This window comes from Roseomonas sp. CECT 9278 (assembly GCF_918698155.1).
Classification (GTDB): domain Bacteria; phylum Pseudomonadota; class Alphaproteobacteria; order Acetobacterales; family Acetobacteraceae; genus Neoroseomonas.
Map to the genome: position 1 here is coordinate 166,377 of NZ_CAKKLX010000005.1, position 19,715 is coordinate 186,091.

Below are 19,715 nucleotides of genomic sequence, written 5' to 3' on the forward strand. Positions count from 1 at the left end.
CCGCCCGCCATGGCCGCCCGCCGGTTCGGCGGGCACGCCGCGCAGCACCGCGCGATGCGTGCCCGCCCCGGCGTCGCGCCGGGCGGTGGCGCGGCTACAGCATGCCCGCGAAGGGCAGCACCGTCACCGCATCGCCGGGCGCCACGCGCGTGACGTGCTCGGGCAATTCTGCGAAGCCGTCCGATTGCGTGAGCGAGGACAACAGCCCCGCACCCTCGCGCGGGAATTTATGCGCGCGCGTGATCGTGCCTTCGGTGCGCAGCGTGACGCGCACGTATTCGCGCCGCCCGGCCTTCTTGCGGTAGTCGAAGCCGGCGACCGCCGCATAGCGTGGCAGCGGCCGGTCCGTCGCGCCGGCAAGCCGCAGCAGCAGCGGCCGCGCCAGGTGCAGGAAGCACACCACCGCCGCGACCGGATTGCCGGGCAGGCCCACCACCGGCGTGCCCCCGGCGGTGAAATCCCCGCCCGCCTTCGGCAGCATCCCCATCGCCGCCGGCCGCCCCGGCTTCACCGCAAGGCGCCAGAACACCAGCGACCCGCCGGCCTCGATCGCGGCGCGCACATGGTCCTCCTCGCCGGTCGAGACGCCGCCGCTGGTCAGCAGCAAGTCGTGGTCGCGCGCCGCACTCGCCAGCGCCGCCGCGGTGCGCGCCGCATCGTCGGGCAGGATGCCGAGGTCGCTGGCCACGCAGGGCAGCCCCGCCAGCAGCGCCAGCAGCGTGAAGCGGTTGCTGTCATGCGTCTGCGCCGCGCGCAGCGGCACGCCGGGTTCGGCCAGTTCGTCGCCGGTCGAGAAGACGCCCACGCGCGGCAGCGGCCGCACCGCGAGCCGCGCCTGGCCCAGCGCGGCGGCCAGGCCGATCTCCGCCGGCCCCAGCAGGCGCCCGGCGGCCAGCGCGACGGCGCCCTGCGCCACATCCTCGCCGGCGGGCCGCGCATTGGCGCCGCGCTTCAGGCCGGGCGGCACCAGGATGGCGTCGCCGTCGCGCTGGATGTCCTCCTGCATGACGCAGGTGTCGGTGCCGTCGGGCATCGGCGCGCCGGTGAAGATGCGCACCGCCTCCTGCGCGGCGACCTGGCGCGTGGCGCCGTGGCCGGCGGCGGCGCGGCCCGCTTCCACCAGGCGCGTCGGGGCATCCGCGTTCAGCGCTGCGTGGCGGAAGGCCCAGCCGTCCACGGCGGCATTGAAGAAGGGCGGCAGCGGGATGGGCGCCACCAGCGCATGCGCCAGCACGCGGCCGCGCGCGGCCGCGAGCGGCACCACCTGCTCGTCTTCCGGCGCCGGGATGCGCGCGGCGATCAGCGCCTGCGCGTCGTCCACCGACATCAGCGCGCCGCCGAAGGCGAAGCAGTCGTCGCTGAGCTGCGCCACTCAGGCCTCCTGCCGGATGGCCCAGTCGATGGCGTGGACCGGCACGGCATGCGCCAGCACCAGCGCCGCCACCGCGTCCACGTCGTCCAGCGCGGCGCGCGGCAGGTCGTAGGGGGGCGGAATGTCGGACGCGACCGCGACGATGCCCGGCATCTCCGGGCGCATCCAGGGCTTGGCGTTGGCGGCGCGATGCACCTCGATCTTCGGGTGGGCGTCGCGCTTGAAGCCCTCGACGATCACGACATCCACCGGGTCCATGCGCGCCAGCAATTCCGGCAGCGCCGGTTCGCGCGCGGTCCGCAGTTCCGTCATCAGCGCCCAGCGCGCGCCCGAGGCCACCATCACCTGCTGCGCGCCGGCGCGGCGGTGTTCGTATGAATCCTTGCCCGGCACATCGACATCGAAGCGGTGATGCGCGTGCTTGAGCGTGGAGACCGCCAGCCCACGCCCGATGAGGCACGGCAGCAGCTTCACCATGAGCGTGGTCTTGCCCGCCCCGCTCCAGCCGGCGAGGCCGATGATCCGGGTCACGTCGTTCTTCCCCGAAAACGCGATGGGCGCACGGTTCGCACCGCGCGCCCACCCGTCATGCGGCGCCGGGGGCGCCGGGTCAATCGCCGCCGGCGACCTTCGCATCGGCGGGCGCGCTGGCGCCGCGGCCCTTCGCCATTTCCTGCGCGACCCACAGGTTGTGGTGCTGCTTCGCCCAGTTGAGGTCGACCTGCCCGCTGGTCATGGCGTCCGACGCGCCCTCCATGCCCAGCGTGCCGATGTAGATATGCGCCAGCATCACCGCGATCATCACCACCGAGACGATGGAATGGATGATGTGGCTGAGCTGCATGCCCGCGATGTCGGTGAAGAAGAACGGGAAGACCAGCACATAGCCGGTCACGGCCACCGCCGCGCCGCCCAGCACGGTGATCCAGAAGATGCCCTTCTGGCCGGCGTTGAAGCGGCCGGCATCGGGATGCGCATGGCCGACCAGGCCGCCGCCCTGCTTCAGCCAGGCCATGTCGCGCCCGTTCGGGATGTTGTCCTTCACCCACAGCAGCAGCATCACGACGATGCCGAGCGTGAAGGGGAAGGCCAGGAAGTTGTGCGCGTACTTGCCCCACTGGCTGATCGCGGTGAAGGCTTCCGGCCCCACCAGCGGCAGCAGCACGTGGCGCCCGAAGGTCAGGTTCAGCCCCGACAGCGCCAGGATGATGAAGGTGGATGCCACCATCCAGTGATTGGCGCGCTCCAGCAGGTTGAAGCGCTGGATGGTACGGCCGGACGCCCCGCCCTCGATCGGGATGCGCCCCTTGGACAGGCGAAACAGCACCAGGATGCCCACCATGCCCAGCACCGCGATGCCGCCGACCCAGGCCAGCGTCACGTTGTGGAAGTCGCGCCAGGACCGCCCGCCCGGCTGGATCAGGCTGGCCGCCTGCTGGTCCGGGATGGTGATGCGCCCGGCCACGCGGCCGCCCTGCAGCGCCTTGATGACTTCCAGCTCATCGGCCACCGGCGGCAGCATCGAGGTCGGGTTGGTCGGCGTGCCGCTGACATTGGGGTTGGTCTGCGCCTGGCCAGCCACAGGCATGGCCAGGAGCAGCGCGGCGGCGAGGAAGATCGCGCGCATCAGATCGCCACCGTCTCGCGATAGGCGGTGCGCCAGCCCCAGGCGCCCGAGCCGTAGCCGCGCCGCTGCACGCGTTCGCGGTAGATCTGGGCGATCACCTCGCCATCGCCGGCCAGCAGTGCCTTCGTGCTGCACATCTCGGCACACAGCGGCAGGCTGCCTTCCGCCAGGCGGTTCGACCCGTACTGGATGTATTCGGCTTCGGTGTTGTCGGCCTGCGGGCCGCCGGCGCAGTAGGTGCACTTGTCCATCTTGCCGCGGCTGCCGAAATTGCCGACGCGCGGGTACTGCGGCGCGCCGAAGGGGCAGGCGTAGAAGCAGTAGCCGCAGCCGATGCACAGATCCTTGTCGTGCAGCACCACCGCATCCGCCGTGGTGTAGAAGCACGACACCGGACACACGGCCGCGCAGGGCGCATCCGTGCAGTGCATGCAGGCCATGCTGACCGAACGCTCGCCTGGCTTGCCGTCATTGATGGTGACGACGCGCCGGCGGTTGATGCCCCAGGGCACCTCGTGCTCGTTCTTGCACGCCGTGACGCAGGCGTTGCATTCGATGCAGCGCTCGGCGTCGAGCAGGAACTTCATGCGGGCCATTGTGCGTGCCCTCCCTTAAGCCGCGCGGATCTGACAGAGGGTGACCTTGGTTTCCTGCATGAAGGTCACCGGGTCGTAGCCGTAGGTCGTGATGGTGTTCACCGATTCGCCGAGCACGATCGGGTCGGTGCCCTGCGGGTATTTGCCGCGCTGGTCCTCCTGCATGAACCAACCGGCGAAGTGGAAGGGCATCCAGGCCACGCCGGGCCCGACGCGTTCCGTCACCAGCGCCTTCATGCGGGTGGCCTTGCCGGCCGGCATCTCGGGGCCGTTCACCAGCACCCAGGCGCCGTCGCGGATGTTGCGCGCGGCGGCGTCCGTCGGGTTGATCTCGACGAACATGTCCTGCTGCAGTTCGGCCAGCCACTTGTTCGACCGCGTCTCCTCGCCGCCGCCCTCGTATTCCACGAGGCGCCCGGACGACAGGATGATCGGGAAGTTCGGCGCGAGGTCCTTCGCGCGGTTCTGCACCGACTGCCCCAGATGCGGCATGCGGAAGGCGCGCCGGTCGGGCAGCGTGGGGTATTGCGCGATCAGGTCGGTGCGCGGCGTGTAGATCGGTTCGCGGTGCACCGGGATCGGGTCGGGCAGGTTCCAGGCATTGGCCCGCGCCTTGGCGTTGCCATAGGCCATCACGCCGTGTTCCATGGTCACGCGGATGATGCCCATGGACAGGTCGGTCGCCCAGGATGCGGACCCACCCTGGCGCGCGATCGAGGCCTTCTCGGCCTCGGTCAGCTCGGCATCCCAGCCCAGGCGCGCCATCACCGCTGTGGTGAATTCCGGGTAGCCGTCGGTCAGTTCCGACCCCTGCGAGTAGGATCCTTCCGCCAGGAGCGAGACGCCGTTGCGCTCCACGCCGAAGCGCGCGCGGAAGGTGCCGCCGCCCTGCTTCACATGCAGGTTGGTATTGTACAGCAGGTGCGTGCCCGGATGGCGCATCTGCGGCGTGCCCCAGCACGGCCAGGGCAGGCCGTAGAAGTCGCCGGCGATCTCGGCGGGTGCATCGGGCTTGGCGCGCAGCGTGACCAGGTCGAACTTGTCCTGGTTCGCCATGTGCAGCTTGAGCCGTTCCGGCGACTGGCCGGTATAGCCGGTGCTGATGCAGCCGCGGTTGATCTCGCGCAGCAGGCTCTCGGCGGTCGGCGCGTTGTTGACGATCTCCAGGTCCTTGAAGACCTCGGCCTGCATGCGGAAGGTCATGTTGCGCCGCGCCGCCGCGGCGTCGATCGCACCCGCCAGGCGGTACAGCGCCTCGTAGTCGTCCTTGCTCTCGAAGATCGGCTTGACGACCTGCGCGCCCCACTGGACCGAGCGGTTGGACGCGGTGCGGCTGCCATTGCATTCGAACTGCGTGCAGATGGGCAGCAGGTAGGTGTTGTCGCGCCGGTTCGCCAGCACCGCGAAGGTGGTCGGGTGCGGGTCGGCCACCACCAGCAGGTCCAGCTTCTCGAGGCCCTTCACCGCCTCGGGCATGCGGGTGACGGTGTTGCCGCCATGGCCGAACACCACCATGGCCTTGAGGTTGTCGCGCTGCGCCAGGCCGGTCTGCGCGTTCACCGGCATGGTCACGGCATCGAAGTAGCGCGTGGTCGGGATGCCCGGCGTGGTCATCATGGCGGTGCTGTCGAAGCGCGCGACCATGCTTTCGTAGGACACGCCCCACACCCGCGACCAATGCCGCCAGGCGTTCTCGTCCAGCCCGTAATAGGCCGGCAGCGTGGTCACATCGAGGCCGAAATCCGTCGCACCCTGCACGTTGCAGTGCCCGCGGAAGATGTTGGCACCCGTGCCTTCCTTGCCGACATTGCCGGTGGCCAGCAGCAGGATGGAATACGCACGCACATTCGCCGTGCCGACGGTCTTCTGCGTCGCCCCCATGCACCAGATCAGCGTGGAGGGCTTCTGCGTGGCGAACATCTCGGCCACCTTGCGCAGCTGCGCTTCCGGCACGCCGGTCACGCGCAGCACCTCGGCGGGGGTCCACTTCGCGACCTCGGCGCGGACCTCGTCCATGCCATAGACGCGCTGGCGGATGAAGTCCTTGTCCTCCCAGTTGTTCTGGAAGATGTGCCAGAGCATGCCCCAGATGATCGGGATGTCGGTGCCCGGGCGGATGCGCACGTACTCGCTGGCATGCGCCGCGGTGCGCGTGAAGCGCGGGTCGATCACGATCAGGTTGGCGCGGTTGATCTCCTTGCCGGACAGCACGTGCTGCAGCGACACCGGATGCGCCTCCGCCGGATTCCCGCCCATGATGATCATGGTCTTGGAATTGCGGATGTCGTTGTAGGAATTGGTCTGCGCGCCATAGCCCCAGGTGTTGGCAACACCCGCCACCGTCGTGGAGTGGCAGATGCGCGCCTGGTGGTCGACGTTGTTGGTGCCCCAGAAGGCGGCGTATTTGCGGAACAGATACGCGCCCTCGTTCGAGAACTTGGCGCTGCCCAGCCAGAACACGCTGTCAGGCCCGGAGGCCTGGCGCACCGCCATCAGCTTGTCGCCGATCTCGGCCACCGCGGCGTCCCAGGTCATCCGCGTCCACTGGCCGTTCACCAGCTTCATCGGGTACTTGATGCGCCGGTCGCCGTGCACCAGCTCGCGCACCGAGGCACCCTTGGCGCAATGCGTGCCGCGGTTGATCGGGCTGTCCCAGGTGGGTTCCTGGCCGACCCAGACGCCGTTCTGCACCTCGGCGGTGACCGAACACCCGACCGAGCAATGCGTGCAGATGTTCTTCACCCGCGTGACGGGCTGCTGGTGGTTCATCGGGCCGGCCGCGGCGGGGCGCACCGTGGTCAGCGGGATCGCACCCAGCGCGGCGAGCCCCACGCCGGTGACGCCGGCCTGCTTCAGGAAGGCGCGGCGGTCGAGCCCGCCCGAGGACAGCCCGGCATGGGCGGCGGCCAGGCGCTGGCGGCCGGCACGCGCTTCGGAACGCTTGATCAGCATGTCGTCTCGCTCCCTCAGCCGCCGTAGCGATTGGTGCGGTAGAAGGCCTGCACGCCCGGGCTGTTCGCCTGGTAGCGGGCCTTGGTGCGGTCGGCCGCGTTTTCCTTGCGGGCGGTGCCGGCGGGCACCGCATCGGCGCGGATCGGCCCGGCGGCTTCGGCCACGCCCGCGGCAGCCGCGGCCGCGCCGCCGATACCCAGCGCCTTCAGGAAGCCGCGACGCTGCGATGCGTCGTTGTTGTTCGTGCTCATGGCGTGGTTCTCCCCGATATGCGTCATGGCGGCAGCCCGAGGGCCGCCTGCTCGATCTCGATCGCCACCCGCCCGAGCCGGCCGACGGCGCGGTAGAAGCGCGCCGCCTCGGCCTTCTCGAGATCCGCGAAGACTCGTCCGGCCCAGGGCCGCAGGTGCCTGATGAAGAAGGCCTCGGCCTCGGTCGCCCCGCCCTCGAAGCTGCCCGAGAGCAGGCCGGCATAGACCTCGCAAACCGAGGCGATGTGGTCCTCGGGTTCGGCGATGCCCTCGGCGCGTTCGAGTCCGAGCCGCGCGAGGTCGCCGCGCAGTTCGGCCAGCGGCCGCTCATGCAGGAAGCCGGTCAGGTAGTAGGAGGCATAGGGCAGCAATTCGCCGCGCCCCAATCCGACGAACAGGTCGTGGAATTCACGCGCCGCCGAGACCGGGTCCGCCACGCGCGCGGCCGCCGCCAGCGCGCCATAACCGGCGCCCAGCGCCGTGCCGTCGCCGCGCAGTTCCGACAGCGCCGCCAGCAGCCCGTCATCCGGCGCGGCCACGAGCAGCCGGCCCAGCAGCGCGAACAGGCGCGCACGCTCGGTCGTCATGCCGTCCGGCCGGATCTCCAGTGCGTCGTGGGCGGACATGCCGCGAAGCGTCTCCCGACTTCCCCTTGGGGCGACGATACACGGGAATTGGAGGCGCCTCAAAGCCTTGAAATCGTTGCGCCTTATTGAGAATCGCTCTCAACTCGGCAGGGCGGAACCGTGGCGCCGGGGGTGCGGTGCGGCGGGCGCGGCCTCGGCGGTCGGTCGGCGGGGGGCCGGAGCGGGCGCGTCGGCCAGCAGCGCGGGGGGCAGCATTGGCGCATCGTGCGGTTGGGGCAGTCGCGGCGAAGGGCGCGCTGGCACATCCGCGAGCACTCCATCCGGCGCATCGCCGGCGACCTCGCGCGCCGCCGTGTCGGGGGCCAGCACGCGGTCCCGCGCGATCCGGGCCAGCGCGCCCTCCGGCGTGGCCTGGGCCAGCGCGCCCTCCGGCGTGGCCTGGGCCAGCGCGCCTGCCGGCACGCTCGCATCCCGCGCGCCTTCCGGCACGCTCGCATCCCGCGCGCCTTCCGGCGCGCTCGCATCCCGCGCGCCCTCCGGCGCGACAGCCCCCGAACCCTCCGACGCCCCGTCCTTCGCGTCAGGCTCGGGGCCGAAGACCTGCGCCAGCATCTCCCGCACATCGCCGACCAGTTCCAGCGAGCCGCCCGGCACGCCGTCCGGCGCGTTGTAGTCCCAGGCATAGTCGGCCGGACCCACGAAGTCGCGGATCGCGGGATCAAGCGACCAGGCGCGGCGCAGCGCCGCCCGTTGCAGCGCCGCCGGCACCTCCTTGCGCAGGAAGGCGGTGAAGTCGCTCGCCAGGGTCAGGCTGTCGATCGGCGGCAGGGTGGTGATGTCGAAGGGCGGTTCCTCGGGCACGGCGGCCGCCGGCGGCGGCGGCGCCGGCGGCGGTGCGGCGGCCTCCGGCTCGGGCAGCGGTCGCCCGGCCTCGATGGCGCGCTTGCGGCGCGACCAGCGCGACAGGAAGCCGTCCTCGCCGCTCATGCGTCGTCCACGCGCGACCGGCGGCCGAGCGATTCCGTATCCGCGCGGTCGCGCTTGCGCTTGTGGAATTCGCGCTGGCGGTGGTGCTCCGCGACGAAACGTTCGACCAGCAGGCGCAGCCCCGGCGGCATCGGCAGCGCCTCCAGCAGGTCGGCGCCGGATTCGGCGTAGAGCTGCGCCTCCCCGGCATCCACCGTCACGGCCTGCAGCGCGTAGCCCGGCGCGGCCGCGACCGGCCGCAGCACCACCCACACCCGCGGCGGGTCCTGCTCCAGGTTGTGGATGTAGTTGTCGGTGTCGGTGGGATACAGCGCCACCTCCGCGCTGCCGGCCAGGAACAGCGTGCGGCCGGCATCCTCGCGCAGCACGGTCCAGGGGGCGGCGGGCGGGAAATCCTCCAGCACCTCGCGCGGCTGCCAGGCGTAATCGGCCCAGGGCGTCACGCCGGGCCGGCGTTCCACCACCACGCCGATCTCGACCCGCAGGCTGCCCGGGACATCGAGGGTCATGCCGCCTCCCCCGCCGCCTTCAGCGGCAGGCCGGTCACCAGGTTCTGCGGCTTCATCCGCACACGCTGCGCCGCATCCATCGCCAGCGCCAGATAGACCGGCCGCCCCGCCACCCGCGCGATCACGCGCGAAGCGTCGCGGAAGTCCAGCACGCCCAGCCACAGGATCCGCGCGAGGCGTTCCTGCCGCACCTTCTTCGCGTTCCACAGATCATTGGCGATCGACGTCGCCTCGGCATCCAGCCCGACATGCCAGGTCCAGTCGCGGTCCTCGATCACCGGCACGGGGCGGATCGCGACCTCCTCGGCGAAGACATGGCGGATGAAGCGTTCCAGCATCCGCGCTATGCCCGCCTGCCCGGCGCGCCCCTCGGCGATGTCCAGCGCCAGGTCATGCGCGTCGGACCGGCCGCGATACAGATGCGCGTTGGTGTCGGACAGCACGTCCAGCTCGACCTCGCGCGGCGGGGCGCCGGCCTCGACCAGCAATTGGCCGAGCGCGCCGAAGCCGCCGTCGCGGCCGCGCATCTCGACCACTTCCTCATCCGCCAGCAGCGTCGCGCCCTGGTGGATGCCGGCGCGCTGCGTGCGGAACAGCACTTCGCCGGCGCGCAGCGCGAAGGGATCGCCCTCGCCCTCCAGCGCGGCGCGCGCGACCAGGTGGGTCAGCATCTGCAGCAGGATGGGCGGGATGCCCGCCACGCCGTCGCGATACAGCGCGACCCAGGCGGCCTCCAGCGTCGGGTGCGCCGCCACGCGGTCGCGGAACGCGAGGAACTGCGTGACATTCTCCCGCGCATCGGCATCCGCCAACGCGGCGACGCGCGCGGCCTCCACCGCCTGCAGGGGTGCGTCCATCAGCGCGGCATGCAGCGCGCGCTCGGCGTCGCAGGCTTCCGCGGGCGGGATCAGCTCGGGCCGCGCGAGGAAGGCGCGCCACAGATCGTCGGTGGCGGCGAAGCGGCCGTGCTCGACCACGTCGCACAAATGATGGCCGGAGGCGACCCAGAAGTCGCCGGGGGAGAGCAGGCTGCTCATGCGCTGTCCTTCGCGCGGCGCGTGGCGCCGGCGGATGTCGCGGCCGGCGTGCCGTCGGGTGCGCGTGCCATGCGCACCAGGTCGGGGCGGATCGGCGCTTCCTCCTCGCCATCGACCGCGATGGCGGCGAAGACCGGCAGCGTGTCGAAGCGGCGATGCTGCTCCGCGCGTTCGTGCAGGGTGCGGAAGCTTTCGCGCACCGCGCCGTCCTCGATGCCGCGGGCCAGCGCCACCAGCGTGCCGGGCGGGTGGTCGCACAGCGATTCCGCGAAGGCCACCTCGTCCTCTGCCGCCGCGCGCGCCGCGGCGTCGTCGGGCGCGCCATGCGCGGCGCGGATGTGAGCGGCGAGAGCGGCGACGGCCTCCTCGCGCTGCGCGGGCGTCGCGGTCACGACCTGCACCAGCGTGGACCAGCCGAAGGACGACAGCCCCAGGAAGCCGGCGCGGAAGGCCTGGCGCCGCTGGCCCTGCAGCGCCGCGACATCGTCGTCCCAGAAGCAGAAGCCGCCCGGCACCGCCCATTCGCCCGGCTCCGCCGCGAGCGGAAACACCAGCGCGTCGGAGGGGTCGAGCCGGATGGTCCGCAACAGCCGCGTCATGTCGGCACCGCCTCGGCCAAGGTGTGGCGGTCGCGCGCGCCGGCACCTTCGACCACCAGGTCGCCGGTCGCGGGGTCGATGCCGCGGCGCGCCCCGGCGCCGATCGTGGGGTCGAGCCGCGCCAGGTAGCGTTCGGCCACCACGCGCAGACCGGCCGCCTGCCAATCCGCCAGGTTCGCCATCAGGTGGCGCGCCCAGGCGGCGGTCATCTCGGCCGGCGTGGTGTCGGTGTAGCCTTCCTCGAACAGGGTGGTGCGGCCGGGGTCGCGGCCGGGCTCGTGGTCCGGCGCCGCGAAGGCGACCTCGATGCCGACGACCAGCCAGTCGGGCACTGCGTCCTCGGTGCAGCCGGGGGGCACGGCCAGCCGCGCCAGGCCGACCACGCCGCCATTGACGCGGATGGTCGCCGGCCAGTCGAAGGTCAGCGGCACCTCGGGCGGGCCCAGCGCGCCGGCGGCATCGGCGAAGGCGGCCAGCGCCGCCAGCAGCGCCGGGCGCGCGGCGGCCAGGGTCTGTTCCGGCTCCAGCACCACGGCGGCCTCGATGCGCGCCCAGGACCGCACCCAGGCCAGGGTGCCGGCGCCCTGGGCCGGGGCCTCGGCCACCGCGCGCGCCATCGCGTCGCCGCCCTCGCGCAGGGCGATGATGGGGGTGAAGACGCTCGGCAGGTCGGGCAGGCCCTCGGACACGCGCTCCCTCGCATCGCGATGTTGGCCGGCATATATGCGCCCCACCCCGAAGCACCAAACGGGGCGGGGCGGGGGGGCGGGCTTGGCATGGCCGGAACGGACGGGCGGATCGCCCTGGTATGCAGTTGCGAGGACACCATGCGCCTCGATGAGCGCGCCATCGCGCGCGGCTGCGGCAGCGAGGTGCGGACCGCCGAACAGCTCTGCATGGCGCAGCTCGATCGCTTCATGGCCGCACTTGCCACCGGGCGGCCGCTGAGCGTCGCCTGCACCGCGCAGGCGCCGCTGTTTGCCCAGGAAGCCACCGAGGCCGGCGCCGGCACCCCGACCTTCGTGAACATCCGCGAGCACGCCGGCTGGGCCACCGAGGGCCGCGCCGCCGGCCCCAAGATGGCCGCGCTGCTGGCCGCCGCGGCGGAACCGATGCCCGCGACGCCGCTGGTCACGCTGGAAAGCCAGGGCGTGGCGCTGGTGCTGGGGCGCGACGGCGTGGCGCTGGAGGCGGCCGCGCGGCTGGCCGACCGGCTGGACCTGACCGTGCTGCTGGATGGCGTGCAGCCGGTGGCGCCGCCGCGCAGCACGCCCTTCCCGGTGATGAAGGGGCGCGCGCGCGCCGCGACGGGCTGGCTCGGCGCCTTCGCGGTCACGGTGGATGGCGCGGCGATGCCCCGCCCGTCCTCGCGCGATCGCTACGACTGGGGGCCGGGCAAGGATGGCGCCACCAGCCGCGCCGACGTGGTGCTGGACCTGTCCGGCGGCGCGCCGCTGTTCCCCGCGCATGAGGTCCGGCAGGGCTACCTGCGCGCCGACCCGGCCGATGCCGCGGCGGTGGAGCGCGCCATCGCCGCCGCCGCCGAACTTTCCGGCACCTTCGACAAGCCGCGCTTCATCGCCTTCGACGGCGCGCTGTGCGCCCATGCGCGCAACAAGCGCAACGGCTGCACGCGCTGCATCGACCTGTGCCCGACCGGCGCCATCACGCCCGGCACTGGGCCGCTGAAGGACCAGGTGGTCATCAGCGCCGAGATCTGCGCGGGCTGCGGCGCCTGCGCGGCAGTCTGCCCGACCGGCGCGGCCACCTACACGCTGCCGCCGCCCGCCGCGATGGCGCGGCGCATCCGCACGCTGCTGCTGGCGTATCGGGAGGCCGGCGGCGAGGCCCCCGTGCTGCTGCTGCACGACGAGGCGCAGGGCGAGGCGCTGCTCGATGCGCTGTCGCGCCATGGCGATGGCCTGCCGGCGCGCGTCCTGCCGCTGCTGGTGAACGAGGTTTCCGCGATCGACCTGTCGCTGATCGCCGGCGCCTTCGCCTGGGGGGCCAGCGCGGTGCGCCTGCTGCTGCCCGGCCGCGGCGGGCATGGCGCCGAGGGCGTGCACCGCAACATCGAGACGGCGAACGCGGCGCTGGCCGGCATGGGCCTGGGGCACGCGGTGCCGCGCGCCGCCGCGATCGAGACCGACGATCCCTTCACCCTGGGCGAGGCGCTGACCGCCCTGCCCCGCGCGCCCTTCGCCTTCGCGCCGTCCACCCACCAGGCGATCGGCTCGCCGCGCGAGATGGCGCTGCAGGGGTTGCGCGCGCTGCGCACGGCGGCGGGGGCCGCGGCGACGACCGTGGCGCTGCCGGCGCTGGCGCCCTTCGGCGCGGCGCATGTGGATGTCGCGGGCTGCACGCTGTGCCTGGCCTGCACGAGCGTCTGCCCGACCTCGGCGTTCAGCGCGAACCCGCAGACGCCGCAGTTGCGCTTCCTGGAAGACGCCTGCGTGCAGTGCGGGCTGTGCGCGGCGACCTGCCCGGAGAAGGTCATCACGCTGTCGCCGCGGCTGAATTTTTCCGAAGCCGCGGCGAGCCCGCAGGTGGTGAAGGAGGAAGAACCGGCGGCCTGCCCGCGCTGTTCGAAGCTGTTCGGGACGAAGGCCTCGATCGCGCGGGTGAAGGCGAAGCTGTCGGCACATTGGATGTTCGCCGACCCGGCGCGCCAGGCGATCCTGGAGCTGTGCGACGATTGCCGGATCACCGAGGCGACGATGGGCCGGCTCGACCCCTATGCCGGGCCGGCGCGGCCGGTCACCAAGACGACGGAGGACTGGCTGCGGGAAGCGGAGCGGGCGAAGAAGGACCAGGAAGGCTGACGCCGCCGCGACCACCTGGGATTGCGCCTCCCGGCGGCGGCGGCGGCCGGCCGCCGGTCAGTTCCGCGGCAGCCGCGCCACCATCGGCGCATCCGGGTTCTGCGCCCGGTGCCGCAGCAGGTGGTCGGCCAGCACGATCGCCAGCATCGCCTCGCCCACCGGCACCGCGCGGATGCCCACGCAGGGGTCGTGGCGGCCCTTGGTCAGCACCTCGACCTCGCGCCCCTGGCGGTCCACCGAGGCGCGCGGCGTCAGGATCGAGCTGGTCGGCTTCACCGCGAAGCGCGCCAACACCGGCTGGCCGGTGCTGATGCCGCCCAGCACGCCGCCCGCGCGGTTCGACTGGAAGGCGACCGTGCCGTCGGGGTTCATGCGCATCTCGTCGGCATTGGCACTGCCGGTCAGCGTGGCGGCGGCGAAACCGTCGCCGATCTCGATGCCCTTCACGGCGTTGATCGACATCAGGGCCGCGGCGATGTCGGCATCAAGCTTGCCGTAGATCGGCGCGCCCAGGCCAGGCGGCAGGCCGTCCGCCACCACCTCGATCACCGCGCCCACGGAATCGCCGGACTTTCGCAGCTCCAGCAGCCGTTCCTCCCAGCGCGCGGCGGCGGCGCGGTCGGGGCAGAAGAAGGCGTTCTCCTCCACCGCCGCCCAGTCCCAGGCGGCCGGGTCCACCGGGTCCCCGCCCATCGCGACCAGCGCACCGCGCACGCGCACATCGGGGCCGAGCACCTTGCGGGCGATGGCGCCGGCGGCCACGCGCATGGCGGTCTCGCGCGCGCTCGAACGCCCGCCGCCGCGATAGTCGCGGATGCCGTATTTCAGGTCGTAGGTGATGTCGGCATGGCCGGGGCGGTAGCGCTCGGCGATCTCGGCATAGTCCTTCGATCGCTGGTCGGTGTTGTCGATGTGCAGCGCGATCGGCGTGCCCGTCGTCAGCCCGTCCATCACGCCCGACAGGATGCGGACCTGGTCGGCTTCCTGGCGCTGGGTGACGAATTTCGACTGGCCGGGGCGGCGGCGGTCGAGGAAGGGCTGGATGTCGGCCTCGGTCAGCGCCAGGCGCGGCGGGACGCCATCGACCACGCAGCCGATGGCCGGGCCGTGGCTCTCGCCCCAGGTGGTGACGCGGAACAGGTGGCCGAAGGTGTTGTGGGACATGGCCGCGGGGGTTAGCGCGGACCGGCCGGCGCCTCAATGGCGCATCAGGGGTCGCGGCAGAGCAGGATCTCGACCGCGACATCCTCCGGCCCGGTATTCTCGAAGGCGATGGTGTGGATGGGGCCGCCGCCCACCAGGTCGAGCATGGCGCCGCTCATCACCTCGGGCCCGGTGATCGGGCGCGACGGCGCCGCCCCGTTCAGGCCCAGCGCCAGGCTGCGGTAGTCATTGGCGGCGATGGCGAGCAGCCGGAGCCGCGCCGGCGGCACCGGCAGGAAGGCGAAGCTGCGCGTCGTGTTGGCCGCGACGGTGTCGGCCAGGCGCTCGGCGCTGTCGACTTGCAGCGTGCCGCCGAGCGACGCCGCCGTGCCCGGCCCGATATCGCCGGCGACGGTCCAGGTGATGGCGAAGGTCATGGGCGCGGGCTCCGGTCCCGGCGGTCACGCATCGCGGAACAGCAGCACATGGACCAGGGCCTCGCCCTCACCGGCATTGGTCACGGTGAGGGAGGTGATGTCCTGCCCCATCGCGCCGGCGAGCATGGCGCCCGAGCAGAAGAAGGGTGCGGTCAGCGGCGTGGAGGGCGCCGCGCCGTTCAGCCCGAAGGTCAGCCCCGGCGCGGTCCCGGCACCGATGGCGAGCAGGCGCATGGTCGGGTCGGCCTTGGCGAGCATGGTCACGCTGCGGGTGTCGCCGGCGGGCACCGGCAGGGCGATGCGCTCGACCGCATGGGCCGTCATGGGCGGATTGAAGGGGTCGACCCCGCCCGGCCCGAGATCGCCACTGAGCGCCGCGACGATGGAGAACGACATGGCGTGCTGGCCCCCCCTGTGGTGTCCGCAGGGTGAGGCCGTTGGCTGATCGAAATCAAGTGCCGCGTGGCGGGGTGGGTCAGCGCGCGGCGATGGTGCAGGTCACGCCCAGCCCGCGCGACCCATCGGCGGTGGTGCGGGACATGGTGCGGAAGCCTTCGCGCTCGCAGGTGCCGGAGTGCTGCAGCACGATGGCCTGGCCGGCGATGGTCATGATCGCGCGCAGGCGGCTGCCGGCGGGGCAGCGCTGGCGGTCGACCTCGGCGATGACCTCGGCCGCGGTGCGCGGGCTGTCCGAGGATGCGGCGCAGAGCGCGGCAGGCTGCGCCAGCGCCGCGCCGGCCGGTGCCAGCGCGGCGATCACCACGCCGGCGAAGGCCCGCTGGCGGCCGAACCGCGAAGCACCGCAGACACGCTTCGGTCGTCGCGGCATCAGGGGATCGGCGGGGGTGTGCGGCATGGCGAAACGCCATTAGCCTGTCGCGCCGGAGACCTCAACGCGCAGGGAACGCCATGCTCGCGGGACAATTGGCGCTGGCCGTCGCGGCGGCCTTCGCCGGGGCGGCCATCTACATCAACGTCGCGGAGCAGCCGGCGCGGCTGACGCTGGACGACCGGGCGCTGCTCGCGCAGTGGAAGCCGGCCTACAAGCGCGGCTTCGCCATGCAGGCCTCGCTCGCGGTGGCAGGCGGCGTGCTGGGCCTGGTGGCCTGGTGGCAGGCCGGGGGGCTGCTGTGGGGGTTGGGCGCCGCGGTGCTGCTGGCGAACTGGCCCTACACGCTGTTCGGCATCATGCCCACCAACCATCGGCTGCAGGCGATCGCGCCGGATGCGGCCGGGGCGCAGAGCCGGGCGCTGATCGAACACTGGGGCCTGCTGCATGCGGTGCGCAGCGCGCTGGGACTGGCGGCGACGATCCTGTTCCTGCTGGCGTCGCTGGGATGACGCCGCGCCGGGCCGCGGCGCGCGAGCCTACCGGTCCTGCCGCGGCGCCCCGCGATAGGTGCAGGTGATGATGGTGACCGTTGCGCGCCCGCCGGGAGCGCCGGAGGTGACTTCCTGGAGCTCCTGCACGCGCTCGACCAGGAAGGGCCGCGACAGGTCGCAATACCGCGCGGCGGTCGCTCCGCCGGGCTGGCCGGTATCGATCAGGAAGACCAGCGCATCGCCGGCGCGGCAGCGCAGGCGCAGGCGCTGCTCGGCATCGTGCTCGCTCACGCGCATGCCCTCGGGGCCGGTCACGCGGATGGCGGTCCAGCAGCGGGCGTCGTCCATCTGGGCGCGCGCCGGCGCGGCGGCGGCCAGCAGCGCGATCCCCCCGGCGCAGGCCGCGGCGGCCAGGATCCTCATGACTTTTCCACCGTGATGTCCGGCGCGTCCGGGTTCTTCATGCCGACCACATGGTAGCCGCTGTCGACGTGATGGACCTCCCCGGTCACGCCCTGCGAGAGGTCGGACAGCAGGTACAGGCCCGACCCGCCGACTTCCTCGATGGTGACATTGCGGCGCAGCGGGGCGTTGTACTGGTTCCAGCGCAGGATGTAGCGGAAGTCGCCGATGCCGCTGGCGGCGAGCGTCTTGATCGGCCCGGCGCTGATCGCGTTCACCCGGATGCCGCGCTCGCCCAGGTCGGTCGCCATGTAGCGCACCGAGGCCTCCAGCGCCGCCTTGGCCACCCCCATCACGTTGTAGTGCGGCGTGACGCGCTCGGCGCCCAGGTAGGACAGGGTCAGCATCGACCCGCCCTCGCCCATCAGCGCCGCCGCCCGCTGGCCGACCGCCACGAAGGAAAAGCAGGAGATGTCCATGGCCTGCAGGAAGGCCGCGCGCGGCGTGTCCAGGTAGCGCCCGCGCAGGAACTGCTTGTCGGCATAGCCGATCGCATGAACCAGGAAGTCGATCTTCCCCCAGGCCTTGGCCACCGCGTCGAAGGCGGCATCCATGCTGGCGTCGTCCGCCACGTCGCAGGGCAGCACCAGGGAGGAACCCACGCTGTCGGCCAGCGGGCGGACCCGCTTCTCCAGCGCCTCGCCCTGGTAGGTGAAGGCCACCTCGGCCCCCTGGGCGGCCACCGCGCGGGCGATGCCCCAGGCGATCGAGCGGTCATTGGCCACGCCCATGACCAGCCCGCGCTTGCCCTGCATGAGGGTGCCGGTGGCGATCCGGGGCTCTGGCGTGGCGTCGTTCATCGCGTGGGGGCCCGTCCGGGTGGCTGGGAAGGCGGCGGTGGTGCCATGGCGGTGGGTGCGGGGCAAGTGCGTTCCGCCCCTTGCGGCCCCGGCCGGCACCCCGATACAGGCAGGAACCCAGGAGCACCCCATGGACGGCACCGCCACCACCGACGACCCGATCGCCCTGTTCGAGGCCTGGATGGCCGAGGCCGCCGCCAGCGAACCGAACGACCCCAACGCGGTGTGCCTGGCGACCGCGACGCCCGATGGCGCGCCCTCGGCCCGCATGGTGCTGCTGAAGGGCGTCGATGCGCGGGGCTTCGTGTTCTACACCAACCTCGAGAGCCGCAAGGGCGGCGAGCTCGCGGCCAACCCCCAGGCCGCGCTGTGCTTCCATTGGAAGACGCTGGCGCGCAGCGTGCGCGTCGAGGGCCAGGTGGAGCCGGTCTCCGAGGCCGAGGCCGATGCCTACTACGCCTCCCGCGCGCGGACCTCGCGCCTGGGCGCCTGGGCGTCGAAGCAGTCGCGGCCGCTGGAATCGCGCTTCGCGCTCGAGAAGGCGGTCGCCGAATACGGGCTGAAATACGCCATCGGCGAGATCCCGCGCCCGCCCTTCTGGTCCGGCTTCCGGGTGCTGCCGCGGCGCATCGAGCTGTGGCGCGACATGCCCTTCCGCCTGCATGAACGCCGCGTCTTCCACCGCGACGGCGCCGGCTGGCGGATCGAGACGCTGTATCCGTGAGCATCCCGGCGGCGCAGGCGCAGGCGGCCGCGCTGCTGGCGCGGCTGTCCGGCGCGGCGCCGGTGCAGACGCACATCTCGGCGGTCTTCGTCGGGCCGGACACCGCCTGGAAGATGAAGAAGGCGGTGGCGCTGGGTTTCCTGGACTTCACGCGGCTGGCCGATCGGGAACGCTTCTGCCGGCGCGAACTGGCGCTGAACGCGCCGCAGGCGCCGGGGCTGTATCGCGATGTCGTGCCGCTGACGCGCGGGCCGGATGGCGCGCTGCGCGAGGGCGGCGACGGGCCGGCGGTGGAATGGGTGTTGCGCATGGCGGCAGTGCCGGCGGCGGATTTCCTCGATGCCGTGGCGGCACGCGGGGCTTTGGCGCCGGCCCTGCTGGATGCCGCGGCAGATGCCGTCGCGGCGATGCATGCGGCGGCGGAGGTTGCGACACTCGACGCCCCGGCCGCCATGGCGCGCATCCTGGAGGGCAATGTGCCGGCCGCGCGCCATGCCGGGCTCGACCCCGTGCGTGTGGCAGCCTGGGCTGACGCCGCGCGCGCGGAACTGGCGCGCATCGCGCCCATGCTGGCGGCGCGCGCCGCCGCGGGTTTCGTGCGGCGCGGCCATGGCGACCTCCATTTGGGCAATCTGTGCCTGCGCGATGGCCGCCCGGTGCTGTTCGACGCGCTGGAATTCGACGAGGCGCTGGCGCGCATCGATGTCGGCTACGACCTGGCCTTCCTGCTGATGGACCTGGATCTGCGGGTCGGGCGCGCGGCGGCGAACCGGGTGCTGAACCGCTATGTCGCGCGCACGGGCGATGCCGGGCTGGTGGCGGGGCTGCCCTTCTGGCTCTCGCTGCGCGCGATGATCCGCGCGCATGTGGAAGCGGCGCGCGGGCGCGACTGCGCCGCCTTGCTGGCGGCGGCGGGCGCGCATCTGCGGCGCCGCCCGGCGCGGCTGGTCGCGGTGGGCGGGCTGCAGGGCACCGGCAAGTCGACCCTGGCGCGGCGCCTGGCGCCGGTGCTGGGCCATGGCCCGGGCGCGCTGGTGCTGCGCTCGGACGAGGTGCGCAAGCGGCGCTTCGGCCTGGCGCCCGAACAGCGCCTGCCGCCGGAGGCCTATGCCGCCGACGCCAGCGCCGCGGTGCATGATGAGGTCTTCGCGATGGCCGCCACCGCGCTGCGCGGCGGGCATTGCGTGGTGGTCGACGCGGTGTTCCTCGACCCAGCGCAGCGCGCCCGCGCGGCGGCGGTGGCGCTGGCCGCCGGCGTGGCCTTCGACGGGCTGTGGCTGGACGCGCCGATCGCGGAGCTGCGTGCGCGAATCGCCGCCCGGCGGAACGATGCCTCGGACGCCGACGAGGCGGTGCTGCTGCGCGCCGCGGCCGCCGATCCCGGGGCGATCGACTGGCATCGGATCGACGCGCGCATGGATGGCACGGCGGCCGCGTGCGCAGCCCTTGGCATGGAGGCGGGTTTCCTGTGCTAGGCTGCCTCCCGC

22 protein-coding genes are annotated in these 19,715 nt (G+C 72.7%); 4 read left to right on the forward strand and 18 right to left on the reverse strand.

What is annotated here, in order from left to right; all coding sequences use genetic code 11:
* Window positions 1–94: 94 nt before the first annotated feature.
* From glp to LQ222_RS05455, 12 genes are all read right to left on the reverse strand, one after another.
* Window positions 95–1,372, reverse strand: a complete 1,278-nt coding sequence (gene glp, locus LQ222_RS05400; protein ID WP_230164990.1) for a gephyrin-like molybdotransferase Glp — start codon at window positions 1,370–1,372, stop codon at window positions 95–97.
* Window positions 1,373–1,903, reverse strand: a complete 531-nt coding sequence (gene mobB / locus LQ222_RS05405; RefSeq protein ID WP_256443999.1) for a molybdopterin-guanine dinucleotide biosynthesis protein B — start codon at window positions 1,901–1,903, stop codon at window positions 1,373–1,375.
* 79 nt (window positions 1,904–1,982) lie between these two features.
* Complete coding sequence (locus tag LQ222_RS05410) at window positions 1,983–2,999, reverse strand: formate dehydrogenase subunit gamma (RefSeq protein ID WP_230164991.1); 1,017 nt, start codon at window positions 2,997–2,999, stop codon at window positions 1,983–1,985.
* On the reverse strand, window positions 2,999–3,595 hold the full coding sequence (gene fdh3B, locus LQ222_RS05415) for a formate dehydrogenase FDH3 subunit beta (RefSeq protein WP_230164992.1): 597 nt from the start codon (window positions 3,593–3,595) through the stop codon (window positions 2,999–3,001). The genes LQ222_RS05410 and fdh3B overlap by 1 nt, the downstream gene beginning before the upstream one ends.
* A gap of 15 nt (window positions 3,596–3,610) precedes the next feature.
* Window positions 3,611–6,547, reverse strand: coding sequence for a formate dehydrogenase subunit alpha (locus LQ222_RS05420; RefSeq protein WP_230164994.1), 2,937 nt, complete (start codon window positions 6,545–6,547; stop codon window positions 3,611–3,613).
* Window positions 6,548–6,561: 14 nt separating this feature from the next.
* A complete protein-coding gene (locus tag LQ222_RS05425; protein WP_230164995.1) occupies window positions 6,562–6,798 on the reverse strand; it encodes a twin-arginine translocation signal domain-containing protein in 237 nt (78 codons plus the stop codon).
* Between the two features lie 23 nt (window positions 6,799–6,821).
* The gene (locus LQ222_RS05430; protein ID WP_230164996.1) at window positions 6,822–7,424 is read right to left on the reverse strand and encodes a molecular chaperone; all 603 of its coding nucleotides are present in this window, start codon (window positions 7,422–7,424) and stop codon (window positions 6,822–6,824) included.
* Between the two features lie 99 nt (window positions 7,425–7,523).
* The gene (locus LQ222_RS05435; protein ID WP_230164997.1) at window positions 7,524–8,372 is read right to left on the reverse strand and encodes a DUF3306 domain-containing protein; all 849 of its coding nucleotides are present in this window, start codon (window positions 8,370–8,372) and stop codon (window positions 7,524–7,526) included.
* Entirely contained in the window at window positions 8,369–8,881 is a 513-nt protein-coding gene (locus LQ222_RS05440) for a DUF3305 domain-containing protein (RefSeq protein ID WP_230164998.1), read from the reverse strand. The genes LQ222_RS05435 and LQ222_RS05440 overlap by 4 nt, the downstream gene beginning before the upstream one ends.
* Window positions 8,878–9,918, reverse strand: coding sequence for a DUF6352 family protein (locus tag LQ222_RS05445; RefSeq protein WP_230164999.1), 1,041 nt, complete (start codon window positions 9,916–9,918; stop codon window positions 8,878–8,880). Before LQ222_RS05445 ends, LQ222_RS05440 begins: the two co-directional genes overlap by 4 nt.
* The gene (locus tag LQ222_RS05450; RefSeq protein WP_230165001.1) at window positions 9,915–10,517 is read right to left on the reverse strand and encodes a DUF6505 family protein; all 603 of its coding nucleotides are present in this window, start codon (window positions 10,515–10,517) and stop codon (window positions 9,915–9,917) included. The genes LQ222_RS05445 and LQ222_RS05450 overlap by 4 nt, the downstream gene beginning before the upstream one ends.
* Window positions 10,514–11,206, reverse strand: a complete 693-nt coding sequence (locus tag LQ222_RS05455) for a biotin/lipoate--protein ligase family protein (protein WP_230165002.1) — start codon at window positions 11,204–11,206, stop codon at window positions 10,514–10,516. The genes LQ222_RS05450 and LQ222_RS05455 overlap by 4 nt, the downstream gene beginning before the upstream one ends.
* 87 nt (window positions 11,207–11,293) lie before the next feature.
* Between LQ222_RS05455 and LQ222_RS05460 the strand changes: the two genes are divergently transcribed.
* Window positions 11,294–13,339 (forward strand): 4Fe-4S dicluster domain-containing protein, encoded by a 2,046-nt coding sequence (locus tag LQ222_RS05460; protein WP_230165003.1) that lies wholly within the window; start codon window positions 11,294–11,296, stop codon window positions 13,337–13,339.
* A gap of 57 nt (window positions 13,340–13,396) precedes the next feature.
* On the opposite strand, the gene aroC is transcribed toward LQ222_RS05460, so the two are convergent.
* The 4 genes from aroC to LQ222_RS05480 form a co-directional block, all read right to left on the reverse strand.
* Window positions 13,397–14,503: a chorismate synthase gene (gene aroC / locus LQ222_RS05465; RefSeq protein ID WP_230165006.1), complete on the reverse strand. Its 1,107-nt coding sequence runs from the start codon at window positions 14,501–14,503 to the stop codon at window positions 13,397–13,399.
* A 44-nt stretch (window positions 14,504–14,547) separates the two neighbouring features.
* Entirely contained in the window at window positions 14,548–14,919 is a 372-nt protein-coding gene (locus tag LQ222_RS05470) for a hypothetical protein (RefSeq protein ID WP_230165008.1), read from the reverse strand.
* 24 nt (window positions 14,920–14,943) lie between these two features.
* Complete coding sequence (locus LQ222_RS05475) at window positions 14,944–15,315, reverse strand: hypothetical protein (protein ID WP_230165009.1); 372 nt, start codon at window positions 15,313–15,315, stop codon at window positions 14,944–14,946.
* 79 nt (window positions 15,316–15,394) lie between these two features.
* Window positions 15,395–15,748: a hypothetical protein gene (locus tag LQ222_RS05480; protein WP_230165010.1), complete on the reverse strand. Its 354-nt coding sequence runs from the start codon at window positions 15,746–15,748 to the stop codon at window positions 15,395–15,397.
* An 80-nt stretch (window positions 15,749–15,828) separates the two neighbouring features.
* On the opposite strand from LQ222_RS05480, the gene LQ222_RS05485 reads away from it, so the two are divergent.
* Window positions 15,829–16,260: a DUF1772 domain-containing protein gene (locus tag LQ222_RS05485; RefSeq protein WP_230165011.1), complete on the forward strand. Its 432-nt coding sequence runs from the start codon at window positions 15,829–15,831 to the stop codon at window positions 16,258–16,260.
* A 27-nt stretch (window positions 16,261–16,287) separates the two neighbouring features.
* Here LQ222_RS05485 and LQ222_RS05490 read toward each other — a convergent pair whose 3' ends face one another.
* Together LQ222_RS05490 and fabI are read right to left on the reverse strand one after the other, a co-directional pair.
* On the reverse strand, window positions 16,288–16,665 hold the full coding sequence (locus LQ222_RS05490) for a hypothetical protein (RefSeq protein ID WP_230165012.1): 378 nt from the start codon (window positions 16,663–16,665) through the stop codon (window positions 16,288–16,290).
* On the reverse strand, window positions 16,662–17,504 hold the full coding sequence (gene fabI, locus LQ222_RS05495) for an enoyl-ACP reductase FabI (RefSeq protein ID WP_230165026.1): 843 nt from the start codon (window positions 17,502–17,504) through the stop codon (window positions 16,662–16,664). The genes LQ222_RS05490 and fabI overlap by 4 nt, the downstream gene beginning before the upstream one ends.
* A gap of 130 nt (window positions 17,505–17,634) precedes the next feature.
* Between fabI and pdxH the strand changes: the two genes are divergently transcribed.
* On the forward strand, window positions 17,635–18,228 hold the full coding sequence (gene pdxH / locus LQ222_RS05500) for a pyridoxamine 5'-phosphate oxidase (protein ID WP_230165013.1): 594 nt from the start codon (window positions 17,635–17,637) through the stop codon (window positions 18,226–18,228).
* Window positions 18,225–19,703, forward strand: a complete 1,479-nt coding sequence (locus LQ222_RS05505) for an AAA family ATPase (protein ID WP_230165014.1) — start codon at window positions 18,225–18,227, stop codon at window positions 19,701–19,703. The genes pdxH and LQ222_RS05505 overlap by 4 nt, the downstream gene beginning before the upstream one ends.
* The last annotated feature ends 12 nt before the right edge of the window (window positions 19,704–19,715 follow it).